Origin of the sequence: Salmonella sp. SAL04202, from assembly GCF_046550775.1 — a bacterium.
Classification (GTDB): Bacteria; Pseudomonadota; Gammaproteobacteria; order Enterobacterales; family Enterobacteriaceae; genus Salmonella; species Salmonella enterica.
This window is the reverse complement of the sequence record NZ_JBGDXK010000003.1, coordinates 454,013-475,448: the sequence shown is the minus strand read 5'-3', so window position 1 is coordinate 475,448 and position 21,436 is coordinate 454,013. Positions and strand designations below refer to the sequence as shown.

Annotated in this window: 19 protein-coding genes; 13 read left to right on the top strand and 6 right to left on the bottom strand. The window is 54.5% G+C overall.

Annotated elements, in window-relative coordinates:
* Positions 1 to 126: 126 nt before the first annotated feature.
* Together mrcB and hrpB are read right to left on the bottom strand one after the other, a co-directional pair.
* The gene (gene mrcB / locus ACLJQJ_RS15985) at positions 127 to 2,649 is read right to left on the bottom strand and encodes a bifunctional glycosyl transferase/transpeptidase (protein ID WP_000918127.1); all 2,523 of its coding nucleotides are present in this window, start codon (positions 2,647 to 2,649) and stop codon (positions 127 to 129) included.
* A gap of 140 nt (positions 2,650 to 2,789) precedes the next feature.
* On the bottom strand, positions 2,790 to 5,219 hold the full coding sequence (gene hrpB, locus ACLJQJ_RS15980) for an ATP-dependent helicase HrpB (RefSeq protein WP_052939491.1): 2,430 nt from the start codon (positions 5,217 to 5,219) through the stop codon (positions 2,790 to 2,792).
* A gap of 72 nt (positions 5,220 to 5,291) precedes the next feature.
* Between hrpB and thpR the strand changes: the two genes are divergently transcribed.
* From thpR to panD, 9 genes are all read left to right on the top strand, one after another.
* A complete protein-coding gene (thpR, locus tag ACLJQJ_RS15975) occupies positions 5,292 to 5,822 on the top strand; it encodes an RNA 2',3'-cyclic phosphodiesterase (RefSeq protein ID WP_063809433.1) in 531 nt (176 codons plus the stop codon).
* Between the two features lie 16 nt (positions 5,823 to 5,838).
* Entirely contained in the window at positions 5,839 to 6,543 is a 705-nt protein-coding gene (gene sfsA / locus ACLJQJ_RS15970; RefSeq protein ID WP_063809434.1) for a DNA/RNA nuclease SfsA, read from the top strand.
* Positions 6,544 to 6,719: 176 nt separating this feature from the next.
* A complete protein-coding gene (gene dksA / locus ACLJQJ_RS15965; RefSeq protein ID WP_001155232.1) occupies positions 6,720 to 7,175 on the top strand; it encodes an RNA polymerase-binding protein DksA in 456 nt (151 codons plus the stop codon).
* Positions 7,176 to 7,243: 68 nt separating this feature from the next.
* Positions 7,244 to 8,140, top strand: coding sequence for a tRNA glutamyl-Q(34) synthetase GluQRS (gene gluQRS, locus ACLJQJ_RS15960; RefSeq protein WP_001682576.1), 897 nt, complete (start codon positions 7,244 to 7,246; stop codon positions 8,138 to 8,140).
* Between the two features lie 161 nt (positions 8,141 to 8,301).
* Positions 8,302 to 9,699, top strand: a complete 1,398-nt coding sequence (gene pcnB / locus ACLJQJ_RS15955; protein WP_204355897.1) for a polynucleotide adenylyltransferase PcnB — start codon at positions 8,302 to 8,304, stop codon at positions 9,697 to 9,699.
* Positions 9,696 to 10,175 (top strand): 2-amino-4-hydroxy-6-hydroxymethyldihydropteridine diphosphokinase, encoded by a 480-nt coding sequence (folK, locus tag ACLJQJ_RS15950; protein WP_000150777.1) that lies wholly within the window; start codon positions 9,696 to 9,698, stop codon positions 10,173 to 10,175. The genes pcnB and folK overlap by 4 nt, the downstream gene beginning before the upstream one ends.
* Before the next feature lie 120 nt (positions 10,176 to 10,295).
* Positions 10,296 to 11,087 (top strand): 3-methyl-2-oxobutanoate hydroxymethyltransferase, encoded by a 792-nt coding sequence (gene panB, locus ACLJQJ_RS15945; protein ID WP_000805489.1) that lies wholly within the window; start codon positions 10,296 to 10,298, stop codon positions 11,085 to 11,087.
* Between the two features lie 125 nt (positions 11,088 to 11,212).
* Positions 11,213 to 12,067: a pantoate--beta-alanine ligase gene (gene panC, locus ACLJQJ_RS15940; RefSeq protein WP_000905349.1), complete on the top strand. Its 855-nt coding sequence runs from the start codon at positions 11,213 to 11,215 to the stop codon at positions 12,065 to 12,067.
* A 94-nt stretch (positions 12,068 to 12,161) separates the two neighbouring features.
* Positions 12,162 to 12,542: an aspartate 1-decarboxylase gene (panD, locus tag ACLJQJ_RS15935; protein WP_000621526.1), complete on the top strand. Its 381-nt coding sequence runs from the start codon at positions 12,162 to 12,164 to the stop codon at positions 12,540 to 12,542.
* Between the two features lie 6 nt (positions 12,543 to 12,548).
* Here panD and ACLJQJ_RS15930 read toward each other — a convergent pair whose 3' ends face one another.
* Together ACLJQJ_RS15930 and ACLJQJ_RS15925 are read right to left on the bottom strand one after the other, a co-directional pair.
* The gene (locus tag ACLJQJ_RS15930) at positions 12,549 to 13,778 is read right to left on the bottom strand and encodes a polysaccharide deacetylase family protein (protein WP_063809435.1); all 1,230 of its coding nucleotides are present in this window, start codon (positions 13,776 to 13,778) and stop codon (positions 12,549 to 12,551) included.
* 61 nt (positions 13,779 to 13,839) lie between these two features.
* Positions 13,840 to 14,280: a PTS sugar transporter subunit IIA gene (locus tag ACLJQJ_RS15925; protein ID WP_000901958.1), complete on the bottom strand. Its 441-nt coding sequence runs from the start codon at positions 14,278 to 14,280 to the stop codon at positions 13,840 to 13,842.
* A gap of 369 nt (positions 14,281 to 14,649) precedes the next feature.
* Here ACLJQJ_RS15925 and stiA point away from each other — a divergent pair, with 369 nt between their 5' ends.
* The 4 genes from stiA to ACLJQJ_RS15905 are packed head-to-tail and all read left to right on the top strand — an operon-like array spanning position 14,650 to position 19,578.
* Positions 14,650 to 15,189, top strand: coding sequence for a Sti fimbria major subunit StiA (stiA, locus tag ACLJQJ_RS15920; protein WP_063809436.1), 540 nt, complete (start codon positions 14,650 to 14,652; stop codon positions 15,187 to 15,189).
* A gap of 47 nt (positions 15,190 to 15,236) precedes the next feature.
* Positions 15,237 to 15,920 (top strand): fimbrial biogenesis chaperone StiB, encoded by a 684-nt coding sequence (gene stiB / locus ACLJQJ_RS15915; RefSeq protein ID WP_001086408.1) that lies wholly within the window; start codon positions 15,237 to 15,239, stop codon positions 15,918 to 15,920.
* Positions 15,921 to 15,946: 26 nt separating this feature from the next.
* Complete coding sequence (locus ACLJQJ_RS15910) at positions 15,947 to 18,493, top strand: fimbrial outer membrane usher protein (protein WP_063809437.1); 2,547 nt, start codon at positions 15,947 to 15,949, stop codon at positions 18,491 to 18,493.
* 8 nt (positions 18,494 to 18,501) lie between these two features.
* Positions 18,502 to 19,578: a fimbrial protein gene (locus ACLJQJ_RS15905; RefSeq protein WP_063809438.1), complete on the top strand. Its 1,077-nt coding sequence runs from the start codon at positions 18,502 to 18,504 to the stop codon at positions 19,576 to 19,578.
* A 112-nt stretch (positions 19,579 to 19,690) separates the two neighbouring features.
* On the opposite strand, the gene ACLJQJ_RS15900 is transcribed toward ACLJQJ_RS15905, so the two are convergent.
* Positions 19,691 to 20,461 (bottom strand): ABC transporter permease, encoded by a 771-nt coding sequence (locus ACLJQJ_RS15900; RefSeq protein WP_000983418.1) that lies wholly within the window; start codon positions 20,459 to 20,461, stop codon positions 19,691 to 19,693.
* Positions 20,458 to 21,384 carry an ABC transporter ATP-binding protein gene (locus ACLJQJ_RS15895; RefSeq protein ID WP_000150619.1) on the bottom strand — a complete coding sequence of 309 codons (927 nt, stop codon included), beginning with the start codon at positions 21,382 to 21,384 and terminating at the stop codon, positions 20,458 to 20,460. Before ACLJQJ_RS15895 ends, ACLJQJ_RS15900 begins: the two co-directional genes overlap by 4 nt.
* Positions 21,385 to 21,436 lie beyond the last annotated feature (52 nt).

Sequence of the window (21,436 nt, the reverse complement as noted above, 5' to 3'; positions counted from 1 at the left end):
AAATGTTATTTATGGAGGATTTGCCGGATGGCGACGTAAGCGTCTTATTCGGCCTACGTCGCACATAATGGAGTCGTAACGGTGTAGACCGGGTAAGCACAGCGCCACCCGGCACTATTACCGTGATTAATTGCCGCCGAACATCTCCTTAATCCAGCCGGCAACGCCGTCGCTCTTCTCTTCTTTCGGCGGCTGTTGCTGCGCAGGCTGCTGCGGCTGAGACGACTGATCGAACGGATTGCCTGACGGCTGCTGTTGCTGCTGCATCATCTCGCCCTGCTGGCACAGCGTATTTGGATCGTCCGTCCAGACCGGCAGAGTGCGCATACCGCCGCTACAGACAAAATTACCGTCGTAATCAACGCCCATATCCACCACATCTTCCGGCGGCGTCAGAACTAAAGGCGTCGGCGTCTGGTTCGCCAGATAGCGCTGGTAAATCGCCATCGCGCCGCTGGCGCCGTACAATTTCGTCGGCTGGTTGTTATCACGGCCTACCCAGGTGATAGTCACCTGGCTGCCGTCGATACCGGCAAACCAGGTATCGACATTGTTGTTTGTCGTCCCGGTTTTACCCGCCAGATGCAGACCCGGATATTTCGCGCCAAGCTGACGCCCCGTACCACGCTGGACGACCTGCTGCATTGTCCAGAGCGTCAGGTAAGCCGCCTGTGCCGGTACGGCGCGTTCAGCTTGCGGATAACTTTGGTACAGCACCTTACCATCTTCCGCAATAACCGAACGCAGCGCTGATAACGGCGCGCGATTTCCGCCGCTGGCGATAGTCTGGAACGCTTGCGCCACTTCGATCGGCGTCAGGTTCAGCGCCCCTAACAGCATCGCCGGAACCGGATTGAGCTGATCTTTCGGCACGCCGAGCTTCGTCCAGGTATCGGTTACCGCCGGTAAACCTAACGCCATCCCCAGATTGACCGTCGGTACGTTCATTGAGCGAGTTAACGCATCCACCAGCATCACTTTCCCGCTTTCGCTGTAGCGACGATCGTCGTTCTGCGGCGACCAGACCTGACCATTCGGCTGGCGCAGAGAAATCGGCGCATCGGCAATCCAGGTGTTCAGACGGTATAAGTTCGGCTGACTTAACGCGGTCAGATAGGTCGCCGGTTTCGCCAGCGACCCGATGGAACGGCGCGCCTGCATGGCACGGTTATAGCCGGCATACTGCGGCTCCGCCCCGCCAACCATCGCGCGCACCTCGCCGCTAAAGCGATCCACCACCACCATCGCGGTTTCCAGATCGCTCAATTTACGCTGCTTCTTCAACGCCGGAATGCCTTCGACAACGGCTTTTTCTGCGGCATCCTGCGCCACGGAGTCAAAGGTGGTGAAGATCTTCACGCCGGAGAGATCTTTAATTTTATCCCCCAGCTTCGCCTGCAGTTCCTGACGAACCATCTGCATAAACGCTGGCTGCGGTGAAATAACGCCGCCGCGCGGCTGTACGCCAAGCGGACGCGCGCTCAGCATGTCATAGAGTTCCTGATCGATGATTTTCTGCTGCTGTAACAGGCGTAGCACCAGGTTACGACGCTCCAGCGCCAGTTTCGGGTTGCGCCACGGGTTATAAATCGACGCCCCTTTTACCATCCCAACCAGTAACGCCTGCTGATCGAGGCTCAGCTCCTCTACCGGACGACCAAAGTAATACAGGCTCGCCAGAGGAAAACCGCGAATTTCATTGTCCCCGCTTTGACCGAGGTAGACCTCGTTCATGTACAGCTCAAGAATACGATCTTTACTGTAACGGGCATCCATGATCAGCGCCATGTAGGCTTCATTCGCTTTACGCCAGTATGATCTTTCGCTGGAGAGGAACAGGTTCTTCACCAGCTGCTGGGTTAGCGTACTGGCCCCCTGCACCGTACGTCCCGCCGTCAGGTTGGCCAGTACCGCACGCCCGATAGAGTAAAGACTAATGCCATCATGCTCATAGAAATGACGGTCTTCCGTCGCCAACAGCGTATCGACCAGCAGATCCGGGAAACCGCTGCGCGGGACGAATAAACGCTGCTCGCCATTTGGCGAAGAAAGCATGGTGATAAGCCGCGGATCGAGGCGGAAGAAGCCAAACTGGCGGTTGTTATCCAGATTGACGATGGTTTCCAGACGCCCGTCACTGAACGTCAGCCGCGCGCGCACCTGCCCTTCTTTGCTGTCCGGGAAGTCAAACGGACGACGGATCATCTCAATGCTATTGGCCTGCACGGTAAATTCGCCGGGACGGGTCATCTTCGTCACCAGACGATACTGCGTCGCTTCCAGCAATTTCACCATCTCGTTTTTGCTGACAGGCATGTCTGGCTCAAGGTTCACCATCCGGCCATATACCGCCGCCGGAAGCTGCCAGACCTTGCCATCAATACGGCTGCGGATTTTTTGATCCAGATAGACGCCATAAATGGCGAACAGCACCACAAAAACGATAAACAGTTTTAGCAATAGCCACAGCCAGCCGCGCTTGCCACGAGGCTTACGCCCTTTGCCCTTACCTTTACGCGGCATCGGTTCTTCATCCTCATAGTCATCATCATAATCGTCGTCATGCTGCCGACGACGGCTCACCTTTTGTTTCACAGGACGTGACGGTTTCCCCTTACGTCCAATCGGCTCGCGGTCATTCCCCGCCATGCTTTTTCTCCGCAACATACAGGCGCAAAGGCCCGATTCTCTATTCTTCCGCCAGACGACAGAAGAAGAAATCTCTCAATTTACTCTTTTGCCGGATGGCGATTAACGCCTTATCCGGCCTGGAGGCAACGTATAACACGTCACGAATACTTCTTCGTGCGCCGCGTTGGGGCCGTATTCGCCGGATCGTCCGGCCAGACATGTTTGGGGTAACGGCCCTTCATCTCTTTTTGCACTTCGCGATACGCCCCCTGCCAGAAAGCGCTTAAATCGCGCGTAATCTGTAGCGGTCGCTGCGCAGGCGAAAGCAGTTCCAGCACCAGCGGCACGCGGCCCTGAGCGATGGTTGGGGTCTTCGCTTCGCCAAACATTTCCTGCATTCTGACCGCCAGTGCGGGCGGGTTATCTTCATGATAACGAATCGTTATTCGGCTTCCCGTCGGCACAGTGTAATGCCCAGGCAGTTCACTATCCAGACGTTGCAGCATGGCATAGTCAAGCAGTCCCCGTAACGCCTGAGTCACATTCAGAGATTTCAGACTCCGTAACGACTGTACGCCTGTCATGTGCGGCAGCAACCAGTTTTCCAGAGTCGCCAGCAGCGACGCCTCATCCACGGCAGGCCAGTCATATTCCGGCAGCCATTTCGCCGCACAGTGTAGACGCAGACGGAACTGCTCCGCTTCCGGCGTCCAGTTAAGGACGGCCAGACCTCTATCGCGGATGCCGTTCAGCATCGCCTGATGAAGCTCCTCTTCAGACGGTTTCGCCAGTGGCTGAACACTAACCGTCAACTGTCCAATACGCATTCTGCGCCACGCTTTCAACGTTCCCTGCGCTTCGTCCCATTCAACCGTGTCAGACTGGCGCAGTAAATCAGGACACGCCTGAATCAGCGAGGCAATATCCAGCGGCTGCGCCAACAATATTCGGGCGTCCGGCGAGGCGCTACCTTGCAGCAACAGCGGCGCGATCAGCCATTCATGACGTCCCAACGCGTCATCCGCATCTAACATCGCGCCCATACCATTGGCTAACTGATAGCGCCCTTCCTGACCACGACGCCGCGCGATGCGGTCGCTAAACGCTCTGGCCAACAGCGGCATAATAAGCGCGCTATCCGGCTCGCCATTACGCACCTGCAGCCGTTTTAAAAGCTGCTGGCTACGCTGCTGCCAGCCCGGCTGTCGCCGCGAAAATAGCACGCTTAAATCCGTACCGCCGCCGCGCGGCGGGTCCTCAAGGATGGCCGCGAGCATGGCGGCGGTGGCGGCGCTGTCGCCCTCGTCGGCGTTGACTAACATCGCCGCCAGGCGCGGATCGTTACCCATTGCCGCCATTTTCCGGCCCCGCGCGCTTAACCGCTCGCCCTCCAGCGCGCCTAACATCAATAATAAACGGCGGGCGGCCTGAAGATTCACCTCCGGCGGCCTGTCCAGCCAGAAAAGCGATGCCGGATCGTGACATCCCCACTGCAACACCTCCATCAACAAACCGGAGAGGTCGCTGTGTAAGATTTCCGGATCGCTTTGCGCCGCCGCCCGCTCCGCCTGTTCTTTTGCCAGCAGATGTAAACAGATTCCCGGCGCCAGTCGTCCGGCGCGCCCCGCGCGCTGCGTCATTGACGCCTGACTGATACGCTGCGTAACCAGCCGCGTCAGTCCCGTTCGCGCGTCGAATCGCGCCACGCGCTCCTGAGCGCTATCGACAACCAGACGAATCCCTTCAATCGTCAAACTGGTTTCGGCAATGTTAGTCGCCAACACCACTTTACGCATCCCGGCGGGTGCCGGAACAATCGCTTTGCGTTGCGCCTCCAGAGACAATGCGCCATACAGCGGACAAAGCAGGACATCGCTGCCTACCCGCGACGCCAGATGTTCATGAACGCGCTGTATTTCGCCTACGCCGGGTAAAAATAGCAGCAGCGAACCGTTTTCATTGCGCAACAGTTCCGCTGTCGCCATCGCGACGGCTTCATCAAAACGCAAATGCGCCGCGAGCGGCTGATAACGTCGCTCCACGGGAAACGCGCGCCCCTCCGAGACGATCGTCGGCGCATCAGGCAGTCGCTGACAAAGCCTGTCGTTATCCAGCGTCGCTGACATGATTAACAGCCTGAGATCGTCACGGAGCCCTTGCTGGATATCCAGCAACAGCGCCAACGCTAAATCCGCCTGTAAACTGCGCTCATGAAATTCATCCAGTATCACCAGCCCCACGCCGCGTAATTCGGGATCACGCTGAATCATTCTGGTCAATACGCCTTCGGTCACCACTTCCAGCCGGGTACGCGGCCCCACGCAGCTTTGCGCGCGCATCCGGTAACCTACCGTTTCGCCAGGCTTTTCATTCAACGCTTCCGCCAGACGCTGGGCGACATTACGCGCCGCCAGACGACGCGGTTCAAGCAGGAGGATTTTTCCAGCAACCGGACCTTGTTGCAGGAGTTGCAACGGCAGCCAGGTGGATTTCCCCGCCCCGGTAGGCGCGGACAACAAAACCTGCGGCGCGGTTTTTAGGGCTGTCAACAATTCAGGCAATACGGCGGCAACGGGCAATGACGTCACAAACGGCTCCACGGGGTTAACTTTCTTTGCGCCGCATTGTAGCATCGTGTTAATCCATAACCGAGTATCCCTATGTCTGAGCCAAAACGGCTGTTTTTTGCGATTGACTTACCCGACGACGCGCGCGCGCAAATTATCGCCTGGCGCGCCGCCCATTTTGCGTCTGAAGACGGACGCCCCGTGGCAGCGGCGAACCTGCACCTGACGCTGGCCTTTTTAGGCGACGTCAGTAACGATAAGCAGCGCGCGCTTGCGCAACTGGCCGGACGAATTCGCCAGCCGGGCTTTACGCTACATCTGGATGACGCCGGTCAGTGGCTGCGTTCGCGCGTGGTGTGGCTGGGGATGCGCCAGCCGCCGCGCGGGTTGTTGCAGTTGGCTAATATGCTGCGCGCGCAGGCCGCCCGCAGCGGTTGTTATCAAAGCCCGCAGCCTTTTCACCCGCATATTACGCTGCTGCGCGACGCCAGCCATGCGGTGGCTATCCCGCCGCCGGGCTTTTGCTGGTCATTTCCGGTCACGTCGTTTGCGCTTTACGCCTCTTCGTATGGGCAAGGCCGTACCCGCTATGCCGAGCTGCAGCGCTGGACGCTGGGCGAATAATAATGAAGGAATGTCGATGATATTCTCCCCCCCTTTACAACGCGCTACGCTGATTCAGCGCTATAAACGTTTTTTAGCCGATGTGATCACCCCTGACGGTACGACGCTTACGCTGCACTGTCCTAATACCGGCGCGATGACCGGCTGCGCCACGCCAGGCGATACCGTCTGGTATTCGACATCAGAAAATACTAAACGCAAATATCCGCATACCTGGGAATTGACTGAAACGCAATTCGGCGCATTCATTTGCGTGAATACGCTGCGGGCGAACCAGCTAACGAAAGAAGCGATTCAGGAGAATCGCCTGCCGGCGCTGGCGGGGTACAATATTCTGAAAAGTGAAGTCAAATATGGCGCCGAGCGCAGCCGTATAGATTTTATGTTACAGGCAGATTTCCGCCCGGACTGCTATATTGAAGTGAAATCGGTCACGTTAGCGGAAAAAGAAAACGGTTATTTTCCCGACGCCATCACCGAACGAGGGCAAAAACATCTTCGGGAGTTGATGGGCGTTGCGGCGGCAGGTCATCGCGCGGTGGTGGTGTTCGCGGTGCTGCACTCCGCCATTACACGTTTTTCCCCCGCACGTCATATCGATATAAAATACGCGCAGCTATTGAGCGAGGCTCAGAATAAAGGAGTGGAAGTTTTAGCTTATAAAGCAGAACTTTCAGCCCAAAAAATGGAACTGAACGAACCAGTACCCATAACGTTGTAGTGGAATAACAGCCTGATTATTAAGTATTCTGGCCGCGTGCGTAAATACGCTTTTCCTCACAGGGTTGTCAAGTGTTACGTTTAGATAATTGCTATCCGGAAAAGCATCTGCTATTTATAGCGACCTGATTTTCCCCCGAACATGGGGATCGATAGTGCGTGTTAAGGAGAAGCAACATGCAAGAAGGGCAAAACCGTAAAACATCGTCCCTGAGTATTCTCGCCATCGCTGGGGTGGAGCCGTACCAGGAGAAACCGGGCGAAGAGTATATGAACGAAGCCCAGCTATCGCACTTCAAGCGTATTCTTGAAGCATGGCGTAATCAACTCCGGGATGAAGTCGATCGCACTGTGACGCACATGCAGGACGAAGCCGCCAACTTCCCCGATCCGGTCGATCGCGCCGCGCAGGAAGAGGAGTTTAGCCTGGAGTTACGTAATCGTGACCGTGAGCGCAAACTGATCAAAAAGATCGAGAAGACGCTGAAGAAAGTGGAAGATGAAGACTTCGGTTATTGCGAGTCCTGCGGGGTGGAGATTGGTATCCGCCGCCTGGAAGCGCGTCCAACAGCCGATCTGTGCATCGACTGCAAAACGCTGGCTGAAATTCGCGAAAAACAGATGGCGGGTTAATCCCGTTCGTTTCTACCCTATTTATGACAGGCGGGAGTTTTCCCGCCTTATTCTTTATTGCCCGCAGCATGACTGACTCACACTATATTGGCCGTTTCGCGCCGTCGCCATCCGGCGAACTGCATTTCGGCTCGTTAATCGCCGCCCTCGGCAGCTATCTACAAGCCCGTGCGCAACGCGGAATTTGGCGCGTTCGCATCGAGGATATCGACCCCCCACGTGAAGTTCCCGGTGCCGCAGCGACCATTCTGCGCCAGCTGGAACATTACGGCCTGCACTGGGATGGCGAGGTCTTATGGCAATCACAGCGTCATGAGGCTTATCGCGAGGCGCTGGCCTGGCTTCACGAGCAGGGACTGAGCTACTACTGCACTTGCCCCCGCTCGCGCATTCAACGTCTGGGCGGTATTTACGACGGCCATTGCCGGACGTTATGCCACGGGCCGGAGAATGCCGCCGTCAGAATTAAACAGCAGCATCCGGTGATGCGTTTCCATGATGCCTTGCGCGGCGACATCCAGGCTGACCCACAGCTGGCGAGCGAAGATTTTATTATCCACCGCCGCGACGGACTGTTTGCTTATAATCTGGCCGTGGTGGTCGACGATCATTTTCAGGGGGTGACGGAGATCGTCCGCGGCGCAGATTTAATCGAACCCACTGTCCGACAACTTTCTCTGTATAAACAGTTTGGCTGGCGTGCGCCTGGTTACGTGCACCTTCCGCTGGCGCTCAACGAACAAGGCGCTAAACTTTCCAAGCAAAATCATGCCCCTGCGCTTGCGACAGGCGATCCGCGCCCGGTACTGGTCCAGGCATTGCGCTTTTTAGGCCAACGCGACGTCGTAGCGTGGCAGGAGATGTCTGTTGAGGAGTTGCTGCGCTTTGCGGTGACGCACTGGAGGCTTACAGCCGTACCCACATCGGCTAATGTAAATCCGGCATTCTCAAATGCGTCTCGCTGAGCTATGATTAGCCGCTATTTTTGCTCATCGTCTTTCGCATTGCTGCGGCGTTAATGATGCTTACAGCCCAGGTCGCGTTGCTCTCTTACGCCCGGCTGCCGTAATGCGAAAGACATAGAGTAAGTTGATCTTATTAATGTATGACACTACCGAGGTGCGCTATTTTTACCCGAGTCGCTAATTTTTGCCGTAAGGTGTTAAGCCGCGAGGAGAGCGAGGCAGAACAAGCCGTCGCCCGTCCACATATGACGATTATCCCGCGTGAACAGCACGCTATCTCCCGCAAAGATATCAGTGAAAATGCCCTCAAGGTACTGTACAGGCTGAACAAAGCGGGCTATGAAGCCTACCTGGTCGGCGGCGGCGTCCGCGATCTCCTGCTCGGCAAAAAGCCGAAGGATTTCGACGTGACCACCAACGCAACACCGGATCAGGTACGGAAATTATTCCGCAATTGCCGTCTGGTGGGGCGTCGTTTCCGCCTGGCTCACGTGATGTTTGGCCCGGAAATTATCGAAGTGGCAACGTTTCGTGGTCATCATGAAGGCAGTGAAAGCGACCGTACGACCTCCCAGCGTGGGCAAAACGGTATGCTGCTGCGCGATAATATCTTCGGCTCTATCGAAGAAGATGCCCAGCGCCGCGATTTCACCATCAACAGCCTTTACTACAGCGTAGCGGATTTTACCGTGCGCGATTACGTCGGCGGAATGCAGGATCTGCAAGAAGGCGTGATTCGCCTGATCGGCAATCCGGAAACGCGCTACCGCGAAGATCCGGTTCGAATGCTGCGCGCCGTGCGTTTCGCTGCGAAGCTCAATATGCGTATCAGCCCTGAAACGGCTGAGCCAATCCCGCGTCTGGCTACCTTGCTAAACGACATTCCTCCCGCGCGCCTGTTCGAAGAGTCGCTGAAGCTGCTGCAGGCGGGGAACGGTTTTGAAACCTATCAACAACTGCGGGAATACAACCTCTTCCAGCCGTTGTTTCCTACCATTACGCGTTATTTCACCGAAAACGGCGACAGCGCAATGGAACGCATCATTGCGCAGGTGTTGAAGAATACGGATAACCGCATCCGTAACGAGATGCGCGTTAATCCGGCATTTTTGTTTGCCGCCATGTTCTGGTATCCGCTGCTGGAGATGGCGCAAAAAATCGCTCAGGAGAGCGGTCTGGCCTATTACGACGCTTTCGCGCTGGCCATGAATGACGTGCTGGATGAAGCCTGCCGTTCACTGGCGATCCCGAAACGCCTTACCACACTTACCCGTGATATTTGGCAGCTTCAGTTACGGATGTCGCGACGTCAGGGCAAACGCGCCTGGAAACTGATGGAACATCCCAAATTCCGCGCCGCGTTTGATTTACTGGAGCTGCGCGCTCAGGTGGAAAATAATACTGAACTGCAACGTCTGGCGCAGTGGTGGGCCGAGTTTCAGGCTTCCGCGCCGCCGGAACAAAAAGGGATGCTCAACGAGCTGGACGACGATCCTGCTCCACGCCGCCGCCGTTCACGTCCGCGCAAACGCGCGCCGCGCCGCGAGGGCACCGTATGACGATCGCGTATATCGCGCTTGGCAGTAATCTGGCCTCTCCGCTGGAGCAGGTCAATGCCGCCCTGAAGGCTATCGCCGACATTCCCGATAGCCGTATCGTCACGGTGTCTTCGTTTTACCGCACGCCGCCGCTTGGCCCACAGGATCAGCCCGATTACCTGAACGCTGCGGTGGCGCTGGATACCGCTCTCGCCCCCGAAGAATTGCTTAACCATACCCAGCGCATTGAGCTGCAACAGGGCCGGGTGCGCAAGGCCGAACGCTGGGGGCCGCGCACGCTGGATCTCGACATTATGCTGTTTGGCGATGAAGTCATTAACACCGACCGTCTGACCGTGCCGCACTACGACATGAAAAACCGCGGTTTTATGCTGTGGCCGTTATTCGAAATCGCTCCTGATCTGATCTTTCCGGATGGTATCAGCCTGCATCAGCATCTCACCCATCTTGGTGCTGCAAAACCCGCCCACTGGTAAAACATCGCCTCCCCTTTAGCGTTTACTGCTTTAGCGCCAAACGATTGCTTAAATCAATTGCCCCCCTGAATATGACTGTTAGAATGCCGGGAAATATAACTTTTACCATCAGGAAACGTTATGAAACCCACCACCATTTCACTGCTGCAGAAATGCAAGCAAGAGAAAAAACGCTTCGCGACAATTACCGCCTACGACTACAGCTTCGCTAAGTTATTTGCCGACGAAGGTATCAATGTGATGCTGGTTGGCGACTCGCTGGGCATGACGATTCAGGGGCATGACTCCACTCTGCCTGTCACCGTGGAAGATATCGCTTACCACACTCGTGCCGTGCGACGTGGCGCGCCCAACTGTCTATTGCTCTCCGACCTGCCGTTTATGGCTTACGCCACCCCGGAACAGGCATGTGAAAACGCGGCTATCGTGATGCGTGCGGGGGCCAATATGGTCAAAATTGAAGGCGGCGCCTGGCTGGTTGATACGGTGAAAATGCTCACCGAACGCGCCGTGCCGGTTTGTGGTCATCTGGGGCTAACGCCACAGTCGGTGAATATCTTCGGCGGCTATAAAATTCAGGGCCGCGGCGATGCCGGACAAGTGCTGCTGGATGACGCGCTGGCTTTAGAAGCGGCTGGCGCTCAACTGCTGGTGCTGGAGTGCGTGCCGGTTGAGCTGGCGAAGCGCGTCACGGAAGCGCTGTCGATTCCGGTGATCGGCATCGGCGCGGGCAACGTCACCGACGGTCAGATCCTGGTGATGCACGATGCGTTTGGCATCACCGGCGGCCATATTCCCAAATTCGCGAAAAATTTCCTTGCCGAGGCGGGCGACATGCGCGCCGCCGTACGGCAGTATATGGCTGAAGTGGAGTCCGGCGTTTATCCGGGCGAAGAACACAGCTTTCACTAATTTTTCTGACCGTGCCGGATGGCGACGCGACGCGTCTTATCCGGCCTACAGATCCTCAACGGATGTAGGCCTGATAAGCGCAGCGCCATCGGGCAGGATCATCAAGCAACTCAAGGAGTTTTGTTGTGCTAATCATTGAAACCCTGCCGCTGCTGCGCCAGCATATTCGTCGTCTGCGTCAGGAAGGTAAACGCGTCGCACTGGTTCCCACCATGGGCAACCTGCACGACGGCCATATGAAGCTGGTCGATGAGGCAAAAGCCCGGGCTGATGTGGTGATCGTCAGCATTTTCGTCAACCCGATGCAGTTTGACCGGCCGGACGATCTGGTGCGTTATCCGCGCACGCTGCAGGAAGATTGTGAAAAGCTGAACAAACGCAAAGTCGATTATGTCTTTGCGCCAGCCGTTGAGGAAATCTACCCGCAGGGGCTGGAAGGCCAGACGTACGTTGATGTTCCCGGCCTCTCTACCATGCTGGAAGGCGCCAGCCGTCCGGGCCACTTCCGCGGCGTCTCGACTATCGTCAGCAAGCTGTTCAACCTGATCCAGCCGGATATCGCCTGCTTTGGCGAGAAGGATTTCCAGCAACTGGCGCTGATCCGCAAAATGGTGGCGGATATGAGTTATGACATTGAGATCGTCGGCGTGCCGATTATTCGCGCCAAAGACGGTCTGGCGCTCAGCTCACGTAACGGTTATCTGACCGCAGAGCAGCGCAAAATTGCGCCGGGTCTACACAACGTGATGAATAGCATCGCTGAAAAACTGATCGCGGGTAATCGTGAGCTGCAAGAGATTATTGCCATTGCCGAACAGGAACTGAATGAAAAAGGCTTCCGTGCCGACGACATTCAAATCCGTGATGCCGACACGCTGCAGGAGCTGACGGAAACCAGCAAACGCGCAGTGATTCTGGCCGCCGCCTGGCTGGGTCAGGCGCGTCTGATCGATAATCAAAGCGTTACATTAGCCCAGTAGACAGGGGTTAAAAATCGGGCAATACTGCCTGAGAATTTCCAAAGCAGGCCACAAGCGCCTGCTTAGCCAAGCTAAACGACAGGGTAAAGAAGTTATGATTCGCACCATGCTGCAAGGCAAGCTCCACCGCGTAAAAGTCACGCAGGCGGACCTGCACTACGAAGGTTCCTGTGCCATTGACCAGGATTTCCTTGATGCCTCCGGTATTCTGGAAAACGAAGCGATTGATATCTGGAACGTGACCAATGGGAAACGTTTCTCAACCTATGCGATTGCGGCTGAACGCGGCTCCAGAATCATCTCGGTGAACGGTGCGGCGGCGCACTGCGCTGAAGTTGGCGACATTGTGATTATCGCCAGCTTCGTCACCATGTCTGATGAAGAAGCGCGTACATGGCGTCCGAAAGTGGCCTATTTTGAAGGCGACAACGAAATGAAGCGCACCGCGAAAGCTATTCCGGTACAGGTTGCCTGATAGTCCTTATCCCTGCGGCTGGTTGCTGATCAGCCGCGACATGGTTTCCAGCGAATCCGTGCGCAGAATATACAGCCTTTTGAGCAGCATCGGATTATCTCCCGGCTTCACCTTCCCTCTCACCGTGGTGACCGCCAGATGGAAACCGGCGTCTTTTGCTGCTTTGATCGCGGTCGCGTTATAACCGCCAAAGGGATAAGAAAGATAAAATACGTGCGGAGTAAACTGTGCGAGTGCCCGCCGCGAGCGTTCAAAATCAAACAGAATATTATGGTAGCTGCGGCTATATAAAATCGGGCGACGATGCCCATCTACCCGGTGTAAAAAGTGGGTATGCGACTGAAAATCAAAAACGTCGCTTATCTTGCACAATTCGGACACGCTCATAAATTGCAGCGATCTGGGATTCCATGTTTGCGGATGGCGCTTAATACGCGATGAGATAATAAATGCCGTCGCTTTCATACCGTACTGCTTTAATACCGGATACGCATAGCGACTCACCGATTTAAGGCCATCGTCAAAGGTGATAACCACCGCGCGCGCCGGGAAATTCGCGCGGTTATGGATGTAATCCTCCAGTTGGTACATCGTCAACGTGGCATAGCCGCGATCGCGAAGCCAGGTCATTTGGTTGCTGAATGCCCGAACCGAAGTCGTGGTGGACGTATGGCGAAAACGGGTATTCTCTTCATCACGTAAGATGTGATGATAGGTCAAAATCGGAATGCCGTTGTCTTCCTGCGCATCCATGGCGCTGACATAAGCCAGCCTGTCGCCAATACGGATCTGATACCAGGTTTGATGTAGCCGGCCTTGCAGCTTGCTAATAATGGGGTAACGCAAATTATCCACCAATACGCCAAACGGGGCGCTACTGATGTCCGGCGCGTTATACACCGGCGTGTCCTTCCAGGTCACCAGATTCTGATTGCTGAGCGGCTTGTTAAGATCGCCCAGGCCATCTTCCACTTTTTGTTTTCCCTGCACGGATTCCAGATGGCCTTTATCGATAAACCCCACACCGAAGCCGAATTTAAAGGCATAATAATCAGCCGCAACAGGCGTTACGGAAAGAATTTGTCCGGCGCGGATATTCCCTACGGTCACCATTTTGTCGCCAATCTGCGACCAGATGGCGGCATCTTTCGTCGTTTGCATATAACGAGCGGGCAAGGCAGCCAACACATTACCGGCGAAAAAGAACAGCAAGATAAGAACAACGCGCATAACCATATATCATAACCGAGGCGAAAAAACGCCGTCATTGTAGCAAAAGCGTCGTCAATGGTATTGATCAAAACTCATACGAATCATGCAGCAATACAAAAGGCGGATTTTTCTGCTGCTGATGCCAGAGACTGGTGACATCCGGCGCGCCAAGCGCGACAATCTGGTCGCGAAATGCTGAACTGCTCATTGACTCTCGCCATGGAATCATTTCTTCCATCAATGAATAGCTGACACCTGAAATAACTTCACATTGAGAATGTTTATGGCTCATCAGCGACGCGACACGATAAGGCGCCGCGCCGGAAATGTCGGTTAAAAATATCACGCCTTCACCGGAGTCGGTGGCATGGAGGGCGTCACACATCATGCGGCTGAGCATATTTACGCTTAGCCCACGCCAGAAATTGACCGCCCGACACTGCGCCAACGGCCCATACTTCTTTTCAAGACCTTCGAGCATTTCCTGCGCCCGATCGTCATGACAGGAAATGACCCATCCCAGCATAACTTCTCCTCCATTGAGCTCCAATCCTGCATGATGTCAGCATGTTTTTTTGGCCGACAACACACTATGACTACGATCATTTTTTATTCAAAAAATTTTGCATTATTTTTAAAATTGTTAGCAGCCTTCATAGAATCTGGCCTATTAAAGGGTAATCACGGCGATTCAATTAAACAAACACTCACCAAAATAATTGATTAAATATATATTATAGATATTTCATATTTATGTATTCTGAATTTTTCTTCGCGCCGCAAAAATCATCGGACATTATATTTACTCATTCGGCAATAAAAAGAACAATAACTTCCCACACTATAGATATTGTTACTATGTCAATATTTATAATATCTTAAAGGATCAAAGATAATGAAACTCACCTTAAAAACACTCACTGTGGCACTGGCTGCCATCACCCTCTCCCCCGCCGCGCTGGCAGACACCGCCAAAGACGGCACCGTACATATCACCGGCCTCATTAAGCAAAACGCCTGTACGGTAACAACGGATTCAGTAGAGGTGACATTACAGGACGAATTTGCCTCTCTTTTTACTGCCGCAGGGCAGACGGCAGGGGATAAAGGCTTCACCATCGATCTCGAAAACTGCGACGCAAACATCTACAGCAGTGTACAGGCGCGCTTTGAAGGTACGCTCGACGGAACCGATGCGACCATCCTGAAAAATGACGCTGATGCTGAGAATATTGGCGTGCAGATTCTTGATAACGCTGGCACCACTATGACCTTTAACGATCTTCAGGCATGGTCTGCCCCAGTCAACCTCCCTACAGCAGAGGGGGTGACGTCACTCTCAATGCCTTTCACCGCCCGCTATATCTCCACCGCGGTTCCCGTTAAGTCGGGAACGGTCGATGCAACCGCAACATTCTATCTGCAATATAACTGATCCTGGTGGCCAGCGTCGGCTGGCCCCTTTGTTTATTGAGGTCATCAATGAATTCATTGGCTAAAGCAGGGTTGCTTTGTTGCCTGTTGTGCGGTTCGCTGGCGCATGCCGCAGGGATAAACATCGGCACAACGCGGGTTATTTTTCACGGCGATGCCAAAGATGCGTCCATATCGATAAGCAATAGCGACAACGTTCCCTATTTAATTCAGTCCTGGGCGCAATCGATCAGCGAAACAGGGGCGAGCGGCGATGCGCCGTTTATGGTCACCCCGCCGCTTTTTCGCCTTAATGGCGGGCAAAAGAACGTACTGCGAATTATCCGTACCGGCGGCAATTTGCCGGAAGATCGCGAGTCGCTGTACTGGCTGGATATTAAATCGATTCCCAGCAGCAATCCGGACAATAAACACAACACGCTCATGCTGGCCGTTAAAGCGGAATTTAAGCTGATTTACCGGCCAAAAGCGTTAACCCAAAAACCAGAAGAAGTTGCCGATCGGTTAACGTGGTCGCGTCAGGGTCGCACGCTCACCGTGAAGAACCCCACGCCCTATTATATGAACTTCGCCACCCTTTCCGTTGGCAGTCAAAAAGTGAAAGCCCCGCGCTATGTGGCGCCTTTCGGCAACGCGCAGTACACGCTGCCTGCCGCCGCCAGCGGCCCGATTGTCTGGTCTATCATCAACGATTTTGGCGGTACTGGCCCCGAACATAAACAAACGCCTTGAGAAGAGTGACAGGGATGAGAGTGCCGATGCGCAAAAGGCAACACCGGGTATTTTATTTATCGCGCTGCGCTGTGTGTATCGCGCTGGGCAGCACGTTCGCACACGTTGCATGGGCGCGCGACTATTTCAATCCGGCATTTATTGAAAACCATGGGCAGGCGAGTCGCACAAGCGTCGATCTGTCGACATTTGATAACGACAAAAGCCAGCTGCCTGGCACCTATTACGTCACTATCAATATCAATAAAACAGAAATCGGCGCGCGAAACGTTGATTTTCAACTCACGACGCTCAGTGACGGTCAACAGGCATTACAGGGCTGTTTACGGCTCCAGGAACTAAAAGATAACGGCGTCAAAACCGACCTTTTTCCAACCCTGGAGAGTGAAAAAGGCTGCGTCGATCTCAACGTTATCCCCGGCGCCAGCCAGCAGTTTGATTTTCAGCGACAGGCATTATCAGTAAGCATCCCGCAACTCTACATCGCCAACAACGCGCGCGGCTACGTGCCGCCGGAAAAGTGGCAGGAGGGGATTACCGCGCTGATGCTGAACTACAGCTTCAGCGGCTATAAAGAGTACGGTTCCAGCGAGGATTCCGACGATGCGGAATCGAAGTATCTCGCTCTCCAGCCGGGTTTTAACCTCGGGCCGTGGCGTTTTCGCAACTACAGTAACTGGAGTTCAAATAACGGCGAGAGCGGTAGCTGGAACAGCGTTTATAACTATTTACAGCGCGACATTATCGCGCTGAAAAGCCAGTTCACCGCCGGAGACAGCAATACGCCATCCGACGTGTTCGACAGCGTACCTTTTCGCGGCCTCCAGCTTACCTCTGACGATCAAATGCAGCCCAACAGCCAGCGTGGTTACGCCCCGACGATTCGCGGCATCGCCCGCTCAAACGCGCAGGTTATCGTGCGGCAAAACGGCTATATCGCCTATCAGACCGCCGTTTCGCCGGGCGAATTTGAAATCAACGATATGTTTCCCACCGGCAGCAACGGCGACTATGACGTAACGGTAAAAGAAGCCGACGGCAGCGAACAGCATTTTATCGTGCCCTACTCTTCGCTGCCGATTCTGCAGCGCACCGGACGGGCAAAATACAGCGTGACCGTGGGTAAATATCGCGATTATAACAACCACACGCTGGACGACTTCGGCCAGGCGACCCTGCTGTACGGCCTGCCGTGGGGCATCACCCTGTACGGCGGCAGCCAGATTGCCGGCGATAAATACCAGTCCGTCGCCTTCGGCGTCGGGCAAAATATGCAGATGCTGGGGGCCATTTCCCTGGACGGCATCTGGTCGCACGCCAAATTTGACGATGGCCGCAAAGAAATCGGGCAATCCTGGCGCGTCCGCTACAGCAAGGGCGTCGTCAGTACGGGCACCACGTTTTCGCTGGCCGGCTATCGTTACGCCAGCGAAAACTACAATTCGCTGAGCGAGGTGATCAACCCGGACGACGATTTTTATGATAACTACGGCAAGCGCCATAATCGTTTCGAAGCTTCGGTCAACCAGCAAATTAGCGATACGCTCGGTTCCTTAACGCTAAGTTGGGTCAAAGAAGATTACTGGCACAGCGCGCAGCAGATGGAATCTCTGAGCGCCAGTTACAACAATAGCTGGGGTCCGGTGAGCTATACGCTGAGCTACAGCTATAACAAAAACACCTACCAGTACCGATCGGACAATGACGATGATGATAACGACGACGATCGTTATAACCAGAACGATCGGCTGTTCACGTTGTCGCTGCACGTTCCGTTTACGGTGTTCGATTCCAGGCTATACGCCAGCTATATGCTGAACACGCGTAAGCACGATGCCACGGTGAACAGCACCACCCTTAGCGGCACCGCGCTGCGTGACAGAAACCTGAACTGGTCGTTACAGCAGAGCCACAGCACACAAGACGGTGATTCCGGCGGGGTAAACGCCAGCTACAAAGGCACTTATGCCAATCTCAACGCCGGTTACAATCAGTCGCCAGATAGCCAACAGGTCAGCTACGGCATCAGTGGCGGCATTCTGGCGCACGAAAACGGTATTACCCTGAGCCAGCCGATTACCGGAGCGGCGATTTTAATTAAAGCGCCCGGCGCCAGCGGCGTTTCGGTTGAAAACCAGACCGGCGTCGCCACCGACTTCCGGGGTTATACGGTGATCCCCAACGTCACGCCGTATTATCGCTACGATATCTCGCTCGACAGCAGCACGTTTGCTGACAACGTGGATATTCCGCTCAACAACCAGACCGTCTATCCGACGCGTAATGCGGTGGTGCGCGCGGCGTATGACACGCATAAGGGCTATCGCGTGTTGTTAACGCTGACGCGCAGCAATGGCGAGCCCGTGCCCTTTGGCGCGACGGCAAGCGTCGATGGGCAGGATGCGAACCTGGCCAGTATCGTCGGCGATAAAGGCCAGACCTTCCTCAGCGGCCTGCCGGAAGAGGGCCTGCTGCTGGTGAACTGGGGAAGCGCCTCTTGCCGCGCGGATTACCGTCTGGATATCAGCAAAAATATGAACGGCATCGTGATGGCGAACGCCGTCTGCCAGTGAGGAACACAATGAAGAATTTATGGATGCTGCTGGCGTTGTCGCTATTTTCAGGCCATGCGCTGGCAGAAGGAACGATGGGCAACGGAAGCGGCTGGTGTCAACCCACCAGCGGCACGCATAATTTTCCTTTTAGTTTTAATCAAACCATTACCGATACGGATGGGAACCAGACGGGAACCATCGTTGAAGAGCACTGGTCAGCAGGCGGAGAATATTCGGCTAAATGCGACTGCGATAACAGTGATTATCGCGGGTACAACTATTTCACCGCGACCACCGGCGATCTGACGCAGAAAGGCACACACAGCGAGACGCGATACTACGGACATATGGATTACTATGTCCTCGTGGCAGGCAAACTGGAAATTGGCACCGAAGCGTATATAGCCGGGAAGCTTGGCGAATATATTCCCGTCCCGTTTTCCTCAATCAGCAATGAGGATAGTTCCGCAGGCGGCTGTGGCGATGCAGAAATGAAATCAATGACAGCGGGCAATAAAGGCACGGTAAGGATTTATATTACTCATCCTTTGGTCGGCGAAATCTCGATCCCGCAAACAACGATCATGAATCTCTATTTATCAAAAACGCCGGGCAGCAGCGGAGATAATATTTCCCCCGCCGTTCCCCCTGTCGCGCACGTCACCCTGTCCGGAACTATTACCGTGCCTCAGTCCTGTTCCATCAACGCCGGGCAGGTTATCGAGGTCAGGCTGCCGGATATTGAGGGCAAAGATATTCGTAATCTCGGCGACAGTCCGCAGAACTCGCACGTCACCACTCAGGTAAACTTTACCTGTAGCAACGTGGCGGACGGCACCAACCTGTCAATGTCATTGAACGGAGAAACCGATCCGCACAACCCGGAATACCTGAAAACCGACAATGAGAATTTAGGGATACGGATTTCCGATAAATACGATAAGACCATCGTTCCCGGCGGCAGCGCCGAATTGCCGATTGAAGATTACACAGACGGTAAAGGCAGCACCGAGTTCACCGCCGCGCCGGTCAATACCACCGGACATGTTCCCCACACCGGAGAATACCAGGCTACCGCCACGCTGGAGATTCAGATTCGCTGAGAGAAGCGTTGGGGTTCAGCAAGCCTCCCCCACCTACAGCCCCGTAACCCATTGATATTACGGACCCGTAGATGAAGTGAAGCGAAGCGCAACCCAACGCCCCTGTCAACGCTTAACTGCGCAACCCGCGCCCACGCTGGATCAGTGACCAGCACAGCAGGTAGAAAGCGGCGATAAAGATCACCAGTACGCCAAACGTCGTCACCAGCGGTACATCATGGATACCCAGGAAGCCGTAGCGGAAGCCGCTGATCATGTAGACGATTGGGTTCAGGTGCGACAGCCCTTGCCAGAACGGCGGCAACAGCGTCAGCGAGTAAAATACCCCGCCGAGGTAGGTCAGCGGCGTCAGCACGAAGGTGGGAATCAGGCTGATATCGTCAAAGGTTTTCGCAAACACGGCGTTCAGCAGTCCGGCCAGCGAGAACAGAATCGCGGTCAGAATCAGCGTTAGCGCGACAAATACCCAGGAATGCACCTGGAAAGGCACGAAAAAGAGCGAAATCGCCGTCACCAGAATCCCCACGCACAGCCCGCGCGCTACGCCGCCACCGACAAATCCGGCGATGATCACGTGCGTTGGTACCGGCGCGACCAGCAGCTCCTCAATATTGCGCTGAAACTTGGCGCTAAAAAATGACGACGCGACATTCGCGTAGGAGTTAGTAATGACCGCCATCATAATCAGGCCCGGCACAATAAATTGCATATAGCTAAAACCATGCATTTCGCCGATGCGCGAACCAATCAGGTTGCCGAAAATAATAAAATAGAGCGTCATGGTGATGACGGGCGGCACCAGCGTTTGCACCCAGATCCGCATAAAGCGGTGGATCTCTTTCGCCCAGATGCTTTTAAGGGCAACCCAGTAAAGCTGCATCATGCGCGATCTCCTTGTTTTTCATGCACCAGCGACACAAACAGTTCTTCCAGACGGTTAGCTTTATTACGCATACTTAATACCTGAACCCCCTGCTCGCTCAGTTGGCTAAAGACGCTGTTAACCCCCTGCTCGCGTAACACTTCCACCTCCAGAGTCGAGGTATCCACCAGACGATATTGATAACCCGTAAGCTTAGGTAGCGGGCTTTTTGGCGCTAAATCCAGAATAAACGTCTCCGATTTCAGCTTTGAAAGCAGATTTTTCATGGAGGTATTTTCCACCAGCTCACCGTGCTGAATAATACCGATATTGCGGCACAGCATTTCCGCCTCTTCCAGATAGTGGGTGGTGAGAATAATGGTGGTGCCTTTGGCGTTTAAGTCTTTCAGGAATCCCCACATCGAGCGACGCAATTCGATATCGACGCCCGCCGTCGGCTCGTCGAGAATCAATAGCTTAGGTTCATGCATCAATGCGCGGGCGATCATCAGGCGGCGTTTCATCCCACCGGAGAGCATCCGCGCGCGTTCATGACGTTTTTCCCACAGATCGAGCTGTTTTAAATACTTTTCGCTACGTAAAACCGCCTCTTTATGTTCCACGCCGTAGTAACCGGCCTGATTCACTACGATCTGCTGCACCGTTTCAAACGGGTTAAAGTTAAACTCCTGTGGCACCAGTCCAAGCTGTCGCTTGGCGTTGACCACGTCTTTTTCCAGGTCGTAACCAAAAACGTTAACGCGCCCGGACGTTTTATTAACCAATGAGCTGATAATACCGATGGTGGTCGATTTCCCTGCTCCATTTGGCCCCAGAAGCGCGTAAAAATCCCCCGCTTCGACCTGCAAATCTATGCCGCGCAGCGCCTGAACGCCGCCGGGATAGGTTTTTTTAAGTTGTTGAAGTTCCAGCGCAATGGTCATAAATTCTCACTTACTTTACGTTCTTACACTTTATATATGGTTTAAATAACTA